Annotated in this window: 18 protein-coding genes and 1 pseudogene; 11 read left to right on the forward strand and 8 right to left on the reverse strand. The window is 24.1% G+C overall.

Going from position 1 to position 14044, the window contains the following annotated elements; genetic code table 4:
- Positions 1-72 precede the first annotated feature (72 nt).
- A complete protein-coding gene (locus tag M0D11_RS03185) occupies positions 73-588 on the reverse strand; it encodes a hypothetical protein (protein WP_252320024.1) in 516 nt (171 codons plus the stop codon).
- Positions 589-657: 69 nt separating this feature from the next.
- The gene (locus M0D11_RS03190; protein WP_252320026.1) at positions 658-1152 is read right to left on the reverse strand and encodes a hypothetical protein; all 495 of its coding nucleotides are present in this window, start codon (positions 1150-1152) and stop codon (positions 658-660) included.
- Positions 1153-1434: 282 nt separating this feature from the next.
- Between M0D11_RS03190 and M0D11_RS03195 the strand changes: the two genes are divergently transcribed.
- Genes M0D11_RS03195 through M0D11_RS03205 form a run of 3 tightly spaced genes read left to right on the forward strand, consistent with a single transcriptional unit; the run spans position 1435 to position 4809 of the window.
- The gene (locus tag M0D11_RS03195) at positions 1435-2793 is read left to right on the forward strand and encodes a DEAD/DEAH box helicase (RefSeq protein WP_252320028.1); all 1359 of its coding nucleotides are present in this window, start codon (positions 1435-1437) and stop codon (positions 2791-2793) included.
- 19 nt (positions 2794-2812) lie between these two features.
- Entirely contained in the window at positions 2813-3712 is a 900-nt protein-coding gene (locus tag M0D11_RS03200) for a deoxyribonuclease IV (RefSeq protein ID WP_252320030.1), read from the forward strand.
- Positions 3712-4809 carry a nicotinate-nucleotide adenylyltransferase gene (locus M0D11_RS03205; RefSeq protein WP_252320032.1) on the forward strand — a complete coding sequence of 366 codons (1098 nt, stop codon included), beginning with the start codon at positions 3712-3714 and terminating at the stop codon, positions 4807-4809. The genes M0D11_RS03200 and M0D11_RS03205 overlap by 1 nt, the downstream gene beginning before the upstream one ends.
- A gap of 171 nt (positions 4810-4980) precedes the next feature.
- Here M0D11_RS03205 and M0D11_RS03210 read toward each other — a convergent pair whose 3' ends face one another.
- The 6 genes from M0D11_RS03210 to M0D11_RS03235 form a co-directional block, all read right to left on the reverse strand.
- Entirely contained in the window at positions 4981-5253 is a 273-nt protein-coding gene (locus M0D11_RS03210; protein WP_252319335.1) for an IS3 family transposase, read from the reverse strand.
- 102 nt (positions 5254-5355) lie between these two features.
- A complete protein-coding gene (locus M0D11_RS03215; RefSeq protein WP_252320034.1) occupies positions 5356-5619 on the reverse strand; it encodes a transposase in 264 nt (87 codons plus the stop codon).
- A 116-nt stretch (positions 5620-5735) separates the two neighbouring features.
- The gene (locus M0D11_RS03220; RefSeq protein WP_252320036.1) at positions 5736-5969 is read right to left on the reverse strand and encodes a hypothetical protein; all 234 of its coding nucleotides are present in this window, start codon (positions 5967-5969) and stop codon (positions 5736-5738) included.
- Positions 5970-6266: 297 nt separating this feature from the next.
- Entirely contained in the window at positions 6267-6512 is a 246-nt protein-coding gene (locus M0D11_RS03225; protein ID WP_252320038.1) for a transposase, read from the reverse strand.
- 199 nt (positions 6513-6711) lie between these two features.
- Positions 6712-6882 (reverse strand): hypothetical protein, encoded by a 171-nt coding sequence (locus M0D11_RS03230; protein WP_252320040.1) that lies wholly within the window; start codon positions 6880-6882, stop codon positions 6712-6714.
- Positions 6883-7118: 236 nt separating this feature from the next.
- Positions 7119-7400 carry a hypothetical protein gene (locus M0D11_RS03235; protein ID WP_252320042.1) on the reverse strand — a complete coding sequence of 94 codons (282 nt, stop codon included), beginning with the start codon at positions 7398-7400 and terminating at the stop codon, positions 7119-7121.
- Between the two features lie 131 nt (positions 7401-7531).
- On the opposite strand from M0D11_RS03235, the gene M0D11_RS03240 reads away from it, so the two are divergent.
- From M0D11_RS03240 to M0D11_RS03275, 8 genes and pseudogenes are all read left to right on the forward strand, one after another.
- The gene (locus M0D11_RS03240; protein ID WP_252320044.1) at positions 7532-7936 is read left to right on the forward strand and encodes a helix-turn-helix domain-containing protein; all 405 of its coding nucleotides are present in this window, start codon (positions 7532-7534) and stop codon (positions 7934-7936) included.
- Between the two features lie 627 nt (positions 7937-8563).
- On the forward strand, positions 8564-8800 hold the full coding sequence (locus tag M0D11_RS03245; RefSeq protein WP_252320046.1) for an integrase core domain-containing protein: 237 nt from the start codon (positions 8564-8566) through the stop codon (positions 8798-8800).
- 38 nt (positions 8801-8838) lie between these two features.
- Positions 8839-9051, forward strand: a pseudogene (locus M0D11_RS03250) (hypothetical protein); the annotation flags it as partial.
- A gap of 38 nt (positions 9052-9089) precedes the next feature.
- Entirely contained in the window at positions 9090-10925 is a 1836-nt protein-coding gene (locus M0D11_RS07210) for an ABC transporter ATP-binding protein (protein ID WP_252320050.1), read from the forward strand.
- A 78-nt stretch (positions 10926-11003) separates the two neighbouring features.
- Positions 11004-11210, forward strand: coding sequence for a hypothetical protein (locus tag M0D11_RS03260; RefSeq protein WP_252320051.1), 207 nt, complete (start codon positions 11004-11006; stop codon positions 11208-11210).
- A gap of 989 nt (positions 11211-12199) precedes the next feature.
- On the forward strand, positions 12200-12346 hold the full coding sequence (locus M0D11_RS03265; RefSeq protein WP_252320053.1) for a hypothetical protein: 147 nt from the start codon (positions 12200-12202) through the stop codon (positions 12344-12346).
- Positions 12347-12589: 243 nt separating this feature from the next.
- Positions 12590-13528, forward strand: coding sequence for an AAA family ATPase (locus M0D11_RS03270; RefSeq protein ID WP_252320055.1), 939 nt, complete (start codon positions 12590-12592; stop codon positions 13526-13528).
- 6 nt (positions 13529-13534) lie between these two features.
- A partial coding sequence (locus tag M0D11_RS03275; protein WP_252320057.1) for a hypothetical protein occupies positions 13535-14044 on the forward strand: 510 nt, incomplete at its 3' end.

Here is a 14044-nt window from a genome sequence, read left to right on the forward strand (position 1 = left end):
TTAAATTTTTATACATATTTTTAAAAGATAAAAAATAGTTATAAATAAATAAAACTACTCAATTGAGTAGTTTTATTTATCTTCTTCAATTTTTACTGTCATTTCTTGATCATCAAAAACAAATTTAACTTTTTTATCATCTTTTTTATTAACAGCATCACTGGGTTTATCATTTTTTTTATTTTCAAATAAAGGTTTTGGTTTTTTCTTTAATTCTTTTTCATTTTTTAAATAATATTTTTGAACTATATCAAAAAGTTCATTATTTAAACTACCATCTTTATATCTCTTTTTAAATTTATAAAAATACTTATAACGCTTATCTAAAATTATTGATTTAATTTCATTAAAGAGTATAAAAGCATTTCTACTTGAAAATTTATAATTATTTTTACCTATTTTTACTAAATTATCACTTATAATATTGTTTATTTTAAACTTAAATCTTTTTCTTTTAAAAAGAAAAATAACTAAAATAAAAATAAAAGTTAGCATTAATAATAATATTGATAATCCTATGATTATTCAGTCCTTTATTGAAAAATCTGATCAATTAACTAAAAACATTATATTTAAATTATTTTGCATATAAATAACCCCCTAAATTTTCTTAATATATAAATTTGCGTCATTTTATAAACAAGTTCTGCTTATCTTTTATTTTGGATAAATTATATTTAAAATTACACTTCCAATAACTAAAGGGTCATCATAAGTCATTTCAACTGTTAAAGTAGTTGGTTTAATGTTCATATTATTATATTTTAAATTACCTAAAATAATTTTTTCTTTTATTAAATTTGATTGTGGATTACTTTCAATTAGTCTCTCTTTAATAACCTCCTTTACAGTTTCTGGACTTGTCATTTTCAATTTGTCTTCAGTTTTTAATTGCAAATTTGTTTTGCTTTTTAAAATTACTGCTAAAATTCGTTTATTATCACTAATTGATGATTGTTTAGAGATCGAACCATTTGATTTTTTTTTATTTTTTTCTTCCTCTTCTTCTTCTTTTTCTCCTTCTGTTTCAGCAATAGCTGTCATACCACCAGCAATGGTGGCTCCAATTAAAGCTGCAGAGCCGATAAGACCAACAATAATTTTTGTTGATTTCTTCTTCTTTTTCTTTTTTTCTTCATCTTCTTCTGACATAAATTACAAACCTCTTTTCTAAGCCCTTAAATTTTTTCTAAGTTAATTTTACATGATTACAAATAATCTATTGACATTTTACTTTTATTAGATTAGAAATTTAGATAAACAATTAGTTGTATAAATTACTGATGTATTTTTTTATTTTTTGAAAATTAATAATCTTAAACATTAAAATAGTAATTATTATTACTTTTAATAAAGTTTTTTATCTTATTTTTTAAAGAACTTAGTAAAAATAAGATAAAATATTAATATTGCATTAAAGAAAAAGGTGAACGTATGTCATTTCAACAATTTAATTTACAACCATGACTAATTGAAAATTTAAAAAAAGAAAAACTAATTAATCCAACACCAGTCCAAACTGAAATCATTCCTTTAGCATTAACTAATAAAAACTTAATTATTAAAAGTGCTACTGGTAGTGGTAAAACTCATACTTATTTAATTCCAATTTTAAATAATTGTAATGTTACTTTAAAAGTAACACAAGCAGTTATTATTACACCTACTCGTGAACTTGCTCAACAAACGTTCAATTTTTTAAAAGCTTTAATCAAAGATCAAAATATTAGCATTGCTTGTTTAGTGGGTGGCAAAGATATTATTCGTCAAAGTAATAATTTAAGTAATAATCAACCACAAATTGTAATTGGTACTCCAACTAGATTAAAACGTTTATATGAACTTAATATGTTAGCAATTACTACTACTAACACTTTAGTTATTGATGAATGTGATATGTTATTTGATATGGGATTCATGGAAGATTTAGATTTTTTAATTACTAAAATGAATAAAAATACTCAAATTATGACTTTTTCAGCAACAATATTACCCCAACTAGTTACTTGATTAAAAAAATATATTACTAATGCTACTACAATTAGTATTGATAATAAATCTCAAAAAATTCAACATATTTTTATTAATCGTCATCATCAAGATAGTAAAAAACAACTACAATCATTATTAACAATGTTTGATCCTTATTTATGTTTAATTTTTGTTAATAACAAAGAAAATATTGAAGAAATTGCAAACGTCTTAATTGAAGAAAATAAAAAAGTAGCAATCTTACATGGTGGATTACCAGCACGAGAACGTTCTCAAACTTTTAAACGTATTAAAAATTTTGAATATCAATATGTTGTTTGTTCAGATATCGCAGCACGTGGTATTGATATTGAAGGGGTATCTCATGTTATCTCTTTACAATTACCGACAAATAATATAGAATATTATTTTCATCGAGCAGGGCGAACAGGACGAGCTAACTATTCAGGTATTTCTTATGTATTTTATGATAAGAGTGATAATTCTACTATTCATAAGTTAAAAAATTTAAACGTTCCAATAGAATACTATAAAATTAAAGATAATAAGTTACTACCAGAAATTACTAATGACAACATCATTGCTCATAAACGAAAAATAGAAAGAAATAAAGAAGAACAATATGTTATTAATCGCTTTAAAAAAAATAAAAATGTAACTCCTGGTTATAAGAAAAAATTTAATAAAGATTTAGAAGCAATAAAAAAAGAAACAAGAAAACAACACATTAAAGCATCAATTAAGAAAATTAAAAAAACACAAGCAATTGCAAGAAGAAAAAAACTTTTTGATGAAAATTAATAATGAAAGAGGAAGCAAGATGGAAAATGACAAATTAATTATTGGATCTCATGTTTCAATGAAAGCACCAAAATATTTATTAGGTGCTCTTGAAGAAGCTCTAAGTTATAATGCCAATACGTTTATGTTTTATACAGGTGCTCCACAAAATACAATTCGTAAACCAACCAAAGCATTATTTATTAAAGAATTTACAGAAAAACTAATTGAAAAAAATATTAATATTAATAATCTTATTGTCCATGCTCCTTATATTATTAATCTGGCTAATAGTATTAACAAAAGTACTTACCAATTAGCAGTAGATTTCTTACGACAAGAAATAATTCGCTGTCAAGATATTGGCATTAAAACTTTGGTTTTACATCCAGGTAGCGCTGTTGGTGCTTTACCACAAACTGCTTTAGATCAAATTGTTAAAGGACTAAATGCAGCATGTTTAGAAAAACAAACTGTAAAAATTGCTTTGGAAACAATGTCAGGAAAAGGTAGTGAAGTAGGAACTACTTTTGAACAACTTCAATATATTATTAATAATGTAAAAAGACCCGAACTAATTGGTGTTTGTTGAGATACTTGTCACTTATCTGATGCTGGTTATGATCTTAATAATAATTTAGAACAAGTAATACAACAATTTGATCAACTTATTGGATTAGATAAATTATTAGTTATTCATGTTAATGATTCTAAAAACCCAATCAATGCTCATAAAGATCGTCATGCTAACTTAGGAATGGGTTACCTTGGTTTTCAAACTTTAATTAACATTATTTATCATCCATTGTTGCTTACTAAAATAAAAATTTTAGAAACGCCATGAATTAATGGACATCCACCTTATTTACATGAAATTAAAATGATAAGAACAAAAAAATATAATAAAGAAATTTTAGAATCATTAGGAACTAGCAAATAATGAAAAGAATTGGTATTTTTGGTGGAACTTTTGATCCATTTCATAATCAACATTTAAATATTGCAAATACAGCTTATCATAAACTTTCACTTGATGAAGTTTGAATTTTACCAACAAAACAAAATCCGTTAAAAGACAGTGTCAGTGCCAGCGATCAACAAAGAGTCGATATGATTAATTTAGTTATTAAAAACTATTCTTGAATAAAATTAAATGATTATGAACTAACAAGTAAACAACCTAGTTATACTATTAATACTATTAACTACTTTATTGAAAACTATCCAAATCACAAATTCTTTTTTATTATCGGTTCTGATAATTTATATACCTTAAATAAATGACAAGGAATTGAACAGTTAATTAATTTAGTTAAAATTATTGTTGTTAATCGCCCTCATTATCGTAAAACATTAGAACTAATGTCAAAATACAAGTGTCAAAATTTAGTAGTTCGACCAAGTAGTGATATTAGCTCTGCCAAAATTAGAAATGGTGAAATTATTAATCAAATTGATATAAAAATTAATGATTATATTAACAATAATTTAATATATAGTTATGAGCGTTTAAAAGCAAATTTAGATAACAATAGAACTGAACATTGTATTAATGTTGGTAAAATGGCTGTTAAATTAGCAATCCATTATAACGAAGATGCTAATAAAGCCCTAATTGCAGGCACTTATCATGACCTTTGCAAACATTGAAGTAAAAATAAAATGACTAAATTTTTAACAAAATATAATAAAGAATTTTTACAAGAACCATTTCCAATTTGACATGGTTATGTAGCAGCATTGTATTTAAAAAATCATTATCAGTACCATGATGATTTAGTTCTTCATGCAATTGCTAAACATACTACTGGTGCAACTGAAATGAAACCTTTAGAATTAATAGTATTATTAGCAGATAAAATATCAATTGAACGTAACCATTATTATGTTGAAGAATTAAGAAAACTTGCCTTTCAAGATTTAACTGTTGCTTTTAAATACTATCTAGAAATTTTAAAAAAGCATTTAATAGAACAAAAAAAACCATTAAATAATAAGTTTTTAACAATATATGAAACGTGAAGTAATAAAAATTAATAAATAGTATCTATAGTAAAATACTTATTTATTAATTATTTAATATATAATATTAAAGAAAAGGGAAGTTTAATAAACTAAATAGTATTGTAATAATATAAACAAATAATTGTAACTAAGGAGTGAACTTGTCAAGAAAAGTGGACAATAAAAGTAACCTTTTATTAAATTTTATAAAATAGCGTTTGTAAGTGTTAAATTTATAGGTATGAAGTAATTATTTGTTGGTTTGGAATGAGCTAATCGATATTCGATTGGACTCATTCCTTTTAATTTGATTTGAGGTCGATAATTATTATAAAAGTAAATATATTTAGGTAAGTTGTCTTGTATTCATTCAATAGTTCTATTTTTTCTTGGAATTTGATATAGAAATTCTGTTTTCATTGTTCCAAATCAAGTTTCAGTAGCACCATTATCACAGGAATTACCTCTTCTAGACATTGAAATTTTTATTTTTAAGGCTTTTCTCCCTTTATGTACTATTTTTAAATTTTATCACATAAATGCTGAGAAAAGCCTATCTACGGACTTCTCCCCACATTTTTAAATCAAACATAGCATTACAATTTCAAAACTAGGTATCTTATTGAATTTATATGCAGCTTCTTTTGCATATAAATGAACATGATGTTTTGCAACTTTGATATGTGTTTTAAATGTTCTTCTTATATGTTTTCAAACTGATTCAATTTGGTTGGTATTTACACCAGTTTTTGAAACATAGCTATCTTGATGATTGACTGTTTCATGCTTAGTGAAAACCGATTTAAAAATCGCAATATCCTTTCAAAAATCGTATGTATACATGACACTTTTGAAGAAATGTGGTTTCGCAAACTCAAAAGATTTTTACTTTTTGCATTTTTCAATACTTTCACAATTAATTTATTGGTTGTTTTTTTCATAAATACACAATCAAGGTTTTATTCACCAAGGATCTTCCTTTGTTTTAAACCCATATGTGAAAGATACATTTCATCCATTTGCACTATGCCCTCAACAATAAATTGGATTCTGTTTGCAATACAAGTTCTGATTTTATGACCCATTCTTCAAGCAGTTTTCAAAGTTACCCCCAATTCTTTTGCAACATCAGTTGATGGAATTCCATGTTTGGTGTTTATTCATCTAAAGATGAGATAAAACCAAGATTTCAAAGGTATTTGTGACTTGTAAAAAATGGTGCCATGAAGAATACTAAATGTTTGATGACATTTCAAACATCTTAGTCTTCTTAAATCAGAAGTATTCAAATTTGTTCAATAACACCTGATACATTTATTTTCCTTCAAACTTACTATATATTTCAAACAATCTTGTTCTGTTTGAAAAGTATTGTTGAACTCATTCAATTTCATTGTTTCCTCCACAAGTACATGTGGGGAGAAGTCCGTTTTTAAATTTTATCACATAAATGCTGAGAAAAGCCTATCTACGGACTTCTCCCCACATTTTTAAATCAAACATAGCATTACAATTTCAAAACTAGGTATCTTATTGAATTTATATGCAGCTTCTTTTGCATATAAATGAACATGATGTTTTGCAACTTTGATATGTGTTTTAAATGTTCTTCTTATATGTTTTCAAACTGATTCAATTTGGTTGGTATTTACACCAGTTTTTGAAACATAGCTATCTTGATGATTGACTGTTTCATGCTTAGTGAAAACCGATTTAAAATCGCAATATCCTTTCAAAAATCAGTATGTACATGACACACTTTGAAGAAATGTGGGTTTCTGCAAACTGCAAAAGATTTTTACTTTTTGCATTTTTCAATACTTTCACAACCAATTATTGGTTGTTTTTCATAAATACTAACAATCAAGGTTTTATTCACTGGGATCTTCCTTTGTTTTTAAACCTATGTGAAAGATACATTTCTATCCATTTGCACTATGCCCTCAACAATAAATTGTGATTCTTGTTTATAATACAAGTTCTGATTTTATGACCCATTCTTCAAGCAGTTTTCAAAGTTACCCCCAATTCTTTTGCAACATCAGTTGATGGAATTCCATGTTTGGTGTTTATTCATCTAAAGATGAGATAAAACCAAGATTTCAAAGGTATTTGTGACTTGTAAAAAATGGTGCCATGAAGAATACTAAATGTTTGATGACATTTCAAACATCTTATTCTTCTTAAATCAGAAGTATTCAAATTTGTTCAATAACACCTGATACATTTATTTTCCTTCAAACTTACTATATATTTCAAACAATCTTGTTCTGTTTGAAAAGTATTGTTGAACTCATTCAATTTCATTGTTTCCTCCACAAGTACATGTGGGGAGAAGTCCGTTACTTTTTTATATCGTTCATTGCCTCAATATATTCAATTAATTCTTGTTTTGTCATTTCATTAAAATTTAAAGATTTGGGTCGACCTGTTCTTTTGGTTTTTTTAGCACGAATTCCATTGCCATATTCTAAACCTTTTTCACCTAATAATTTATATGCTTTAATTCATTCTTTTATTGATGATCGACCAATACCATACTCTAATGCGGTTTTATCAATTGTTTTAATTTTACTTATTTTTATTATTTTTAACTTTTCTTCTTTTGATAGTCATTTAGCCATAAAAAAATGAACACCTTCCTTAAAGTATTTTTAACACAAAGGTTACAATTCTGTGTCTACTTTATTCTAGATGTTCAGTCACCCCTAAGTTGCAAAAAACAATGTTTTAACTTAGTAAGGAGACTCTTTTTATGACAAGATATAATAAGGAACTAAAATTAAAAATCATAGAACAATATTTTGCTGGTAAATCTGCTACAACATTAAGCAAAGAAAATAAAATCAGTAGAAAAATAATTTATATTTGAATTCAAAAATGATACTTGCAAGGTGAAAAAAGTTTAGTTTCAAAAAGAACTAAAATTAAAAAACAAGAGGTAAATACTGTGAGTAGAGATTTTAAGAAAAGACCAAAAGAATCATTAAAAAATTATGAAAAACGAGTTGAAAAAGAATTATTTTTACTACAAACTAAAATTGAAATTTTGGAAAAGTCTTATCTCTACCGCAGTCAAAATTGAAAAAACCACAAGCAAAACCTAAACCACGCAAAAAATAAACCATTTCACTTTTTAAACTCATTTAGAATGTTATAAAATTGTTAAAATCTCATATTGAAAAGGGATAAAAATCTTTTCTATTAAATTTATTACAAATTTCTAATGAAGGATATTGTAAGTGAAATATCTGCGGATGTCCAGAATGAAAACCAAAGTTTGATGATAGTTATGATCAAGCAATAAATTTAATCTTTTATGATGATGATAAAGATTAGGTTGTCACAAGAATATGGTCATAAACGAATGGTGCTATTTTAAAAATTGGTAGAAAAAATCACTTTCAGCAATGAAAAGATTAGGTTTAAAAACAACATAAACAAGGAACTTATGGAAAAAAATCAAAATTAAAAGCACAACATAAATTTATAGCACCTAATTTATTAAAAAAAACAAGCTGATGATACCATTAGCTTTAAAGTTAATAAACCATTAGAAAAAATTGTTTAGATATTAGTGAATTTAAAATAATAATCAAAATTGTATTTGTGAGCATTTGTTGATTTTTTATTCACGAAAAATTTTACATCATCACTGGATCTAAAAATCAAGAAAAGTCACACCTTATAAAATCTTTAAAAGATATGACTAATAAATATAATTTATACAATACAATTATTCATACCGATCGTGGAATACACTTAGAACTCATGATTATTGGAAATTATGCGAAAAAATAATATTCAATTAAGCATGACAGATGGCTATGCTTCATATCAAAATGCACTTGTAGAAACTGTATTTAAAACTTTAAAAGTTGTTTATTTTAAAAGACAAAAATTCAAAAATAAAAATACATTTTTATTATATATGAATCATGCTATTTGAAAATATAACAATACAAGATTTCATACAAAAATAAAAAATACTCCAGAAAAAGTGTTTCAATTACTTTTTCACTAGAGTATAATTATTGCAACTTAGAGGTGACCCTTTCGTTCAGTGTTGATGAAAAACTACAAACTTGTGATTTTAAAAGAAAACAATGACAAAAACTTTTATCAATATTAAATTGCAAAATTGAATACTGATATTTATTAAGTGATTGATTTAAAAAACCAGAATATAAAGATACTTTAAATTATATAATAGATAGTAATTGTCGTTATTTTTTTAATTATATTCCATTAAAAGAATTGGGTTTACCACTATAACAAATAAAAATAAATTATTAATAAGGAGATCAAATATTATGTCCAAAAAAAATAAAACAAAAATTACTGCTTCGCCGACAAAAGAAAAAACAACAGCAAAAATAAAAAAAAGCGTGACTGATTATAATGAATTAAAAATAAAAAAAAGTGGTTTCTTAAGCGCAGTTATTAAATACTTTAAAAAATATCCACTACTTTATCTAATTGCAATACTAACCACTATTGCTTCTTCAATAATTTCAGTGATTATTCCTAAAATTACTAATAATTTTTTAGCTACCCCCGATGGTTTTCAATGAGAAAAAATTACTACTTTAGCTTATATTTTAATTAGTTTACAAATTGCATCAGGATTATTTATGTACTTTCGTAATTTAACAGGAAGCATCATTGGTGTTAAAGTTGAAATTGAATATCGAAATAAAGTTTTAAAACATTTACTAGATTTAGATATGTCATATTATGAAGACCGCAAAATTGGTGACACTTTAACAAAACTAATTAGTGATACTAGTGTTATTGGTGAAAATATGCAATCTATTCCTTTAACTATGCTTAGTTCAATTGTGACTTTTTTTGGTTCAATTTACGTTATTTTTTCTTTAAATTGACAATTATCATTAATTGTTTTAGGTATTGTTTTATCAATTTTAATAATATCAGTATTAAATGTTCAAATTATTCGTTATTTAAACTATAAATGAAGAAAAGTTTACACTGAAGTTAATGCTGATATTACTGATCGACTAAATACTATTACTTTAATTAAAAGTAATGCTACAGAAAAAAGTGAAAATAAAAGATTTTCTAATGAACATCTTAAATATTACCAAGCAGCAAAAAAAACTATTACTTTTGAAAGTTTTACTAGAGCATTACTAATTACATTGCTAACAGGAATTAACATTGTTGGTTTAGTTGCTGGTTTCATGTTTGTAAGTAAACACATCATTAGTGTTCCAACACTAATTGCTTTTTTATTAGCAGTCAACACTTTAATTTTCCCAGTTATTCAAAGTATTCAATTCTTAGGTAATTGAGCTAAAACATCAACTTCAATTTTAAGAGTTAATGAAATTCTTAATATTAAACCAAAAATAGTTAATAAAGAAAAAGCCTTACCAGTAAAACAAATTACTAGTGATATTATTTTTGAAAATGTTAATTTCCGCTATGATGAAAAAGAAGACTGAATTTTAAATAACTTCTCTTTCACTTTTGAAAAAGGTAAAAGTTATGCTATTGTTGGTGCAACTGGTGTCGGAAAAACTACTATTTCTAAGTTATTACTACGTTACTATGACCCCGCTAAAGGAAGAATTTTAATTAATAATAATACTGATTTACGTGATATTGACTTAGCACAATACTTACATCATATTGGCTATATTGAACAAGATCCACAAATTTTATTTGGCACATTTGCCGAAAACATTAGTTATACTAAGCAAGGAGCAACTTTAGAAGAAATCAAAATTGCTGCAAGTAAAGCTAACTTACATGATTACATTGAACAATTACCTAATGGTTATAATACAATTTTAGGTGAACGTGGGATTAACTTATCTGGTGGGCAAAAACAAAGAGTAGCTATTGCTCGTATCTTTTTAAAAAATCCAGAACTATTAATTTTAGATGAAGCTACTAGTGCCTTAGATAATATTGTCGAAAAGGAAATACAAGCACAATTTAATAAATTAATGATTGGTCGTACTAGTATTATTATTGCCCATCGTTTATCAACAATTAAAACTGTTGATAAGATTTTAGTTTTAGAAAAAGAAAAAGGTTTAGTTCAAGTTGGTACTTTTGATGAATTAAAAGTTAAAGAAGGTCACTTTAAACATTTATATGAAGCTGGAATTATGGGGTAAAATTTTAATATTTAACTTTACATTTATTTAATTTATGTTACTATATTTCTGTAACATAAATTAAAAAGGAGAAAGTATATGTTAACTAAAATTAAAATTAAAGGTTTTAAAAGTTTAACAAATGCAGAAATAGAATACTATACTCATAAAAATATAGCTAATAAAAATAAAAATGTTACTATAACACATAAATTAACTAATACTAATATTTTATATACATTTAATTTAGCTGGTATTATTGGCGGTAATGCAACTGGTAAATCTTCTTTTGAACATCTAGAATAAAGTAGACACAGAATTGTAACCTTTGTGTTAAAAATACTTTAAGGAAGGTGTTCATTTTTTTATGGCTAAATGACTATCAAAAGAAGAAAAGTTAAAAATAATAAAAATAAGTAAAATTAAAACAATTGATAAAACCAATAGAGTATGGTACATGATCATCAATAAAAGAATGAATTAGTTATATAAATTATTAGGTGAAAAAGGTTTAGAATATGGCAATGGAATTTGTGCTAAAACGCAACAGGCTGACCTAAATCTTTAAATTTTAATGAAATGACAAACAAGAATTAATTGAATATATTGAGTGCAATGAACGATATAAAAAGTATTTAGAAAACTGACAAAAAGAAGAAATATTTTGTGATTTTCTCATTGAAAAAAATATCAGATTAGTTATTTATGTTGATTATTAAATGCTCTAAAATCAGGATATTATAAGCAATTCAAGTTGAATGAATGAATTTAATAAATGATACATTTTTGTTTTTCAATATAATTAAAATATTTTTTATGAATTTCAAGAAATTTATGGTTATAAATGATAACTTTATGAATTAACAAAATTTATAATTTAAAATTAAAATTTACATTGTATATAGATATATGAAAATATGAGTTTAAAAAGCTGTCTGTATAAAAAAATTTGATTATAGAAATTAAATCAGGAAGTTTAAGATATGATAATTTATTAAAACGTGATTTTTTCAACTACTAATTTAAATCAAAATTAGGTACTGATATAACTTATTTATTAACTAATGGTAAAACATATTATTTATCAATTGTTAAAGATTTTCATAATAATGAAATATTAGATTATAAAATAAGTGCAAGTTTAGGACATTATTATTTGTTGTCCAAACATTATCCAGCTTCTTGAGTTAATGCTCAAAAACCTACTTATGAATTTCCATTAATCAGATCAAGGATTTCACTATACAAATCCTTCTTATAAAATTTTATGTGATGAATTAAAAATAAAAATTTCAATGTCTAGAAGAGGTAATTCCTGTGATAATGGTGCTACTGAAACTTGATTTGGAATAAATGAAACAGAATTTCTATATCAAATTCCAAGAAAAAATAGAACTATTGAATGAATACAAGACAACTTACCTAAATATTTACTTTTATAATAATTATCGACCTCAACAAATTAAAAGGAATGAGTCCAATCGAATATCGATTAGCTCATTCCAAACCAACAAATAATTACTTCATACCTATAAATTTAACACTTACAAACGCTATTTTATAAAATTTAATAAAAGGTTACTTTTATTGTCCACTTTTCTTGACAAGTTCACAATATATATATATATATATAAGAAAATAGTTACTAATAAATTTGAAATTAATAAAAATACTATAAAAAATATATGTGGGTTTGAAAAGAAAAAAAACTATTTAGTTTTGAATATATAATTAATAATAATTTATTAAAACATGATTTAGAATTTAGTGATCATTTCAAATTAATTAAAGAAAAATTATTTATTTTTGAAAAAATTAATAATGAAGTTACAGAATGAAAAACTATTTTTGAAAATTATAAAGATTATTGTTTATTATGAAGAGTAGCAACTATTTCTGAATATGAGGAAAAAATAACTTTTAAATTTGAAGAAAAAGAAGTTAATTTAATAAATAACTTATTTTTATTTATAAAAAATATTGAAATTTTTGATAATGTTTTTGGAGTTTATGAACACCATCATCTTACACATGATTTAAAGAAAATTTTTAAATCTAAAAATGACAAAAGTAAACAAGAATTAAAAAATTTAAAAATCCTAATTAAGGCTGTTGATCCAAATATTATTGATTTACAATATCATGGTTATGATGATGATATTATTGCAATTGTCAAAGATAAAAACAATAAAGAAATAAAAGTACCATTTGAAAATATATCGGAGGGAACAAAAAGATTTCTTTATTTAATGCCCAGAATTATGAATAATGATAAAAATAAAATATATATTATTGATGAAATTGAAAATTCGTTTCATCCAAGAATTATTGACACAATATTAAGAATATTTTATTATAATCAAAATAATCCTAACAATTCGCAACTTCTATTTACTACACATAATCCTTATATTTTTGATATAGCTAAAATACATAATAATTGTATTAACGTTAGTTTATATAATCAAAATAATAATTTTGAAAAATTAAGCAACTCTGAAAATTATGGAATTAAAAGAAATGATAAATTATTTTCAAAAAATTATATATTAGAAATTATTAATTCTCACCCTGACAGTGATAGTATTGATGAAATATATAATAGATTTACTAAAAAATACTAAGTACAGATGAGTAATAAAATTATTAATTGTCAGGCATTATTAATAATATGTTATGAGGGAAAAACTAAAAACTTAGATGAAGAAACTTATTTTAAACAATTAAATGAACATATTAAAATTAAAAAACCAAGTTACATCCCATTTAATGAAATCAAATTTATTAAAAGAGAAGCAAATCAAATTACAGACATTAAAAAAACTATTAACTTTTTAATTGCTAGAGGTATTAAAAGCAAATTTTCTTATATTTGTATTTGAAAAGACAATGATAATCAAAAAAATGTTCAACATGAAAATAATATTCTTTCTATAAATAAAGATAATATTTTTAAACAATTAAAAAAATATTTAATTAAAGAAAAACAAAGTATTGAAAATCTAGGAATTTGAATCTTACCTAAAGGTTGAAATTTTGAAACTTTTTATTTAAAACATTTTTCAGAAACAAATGAAATTCATATAAAAAATCTAAAGGATAAATTCAAAGAAAAAAATCATTTTTTAAATAAAGTATGG

Origin of the sequence: Spiroplasma endosymbiont of Lariophagus distinguendus, from assembly GCF_023846195.1 — a bacterium.
GTDB lineage: Bacteria > Bacillota_I > Bacilli_A > Mycoplasmatales > VBWQ01 > Spiroplasma_E.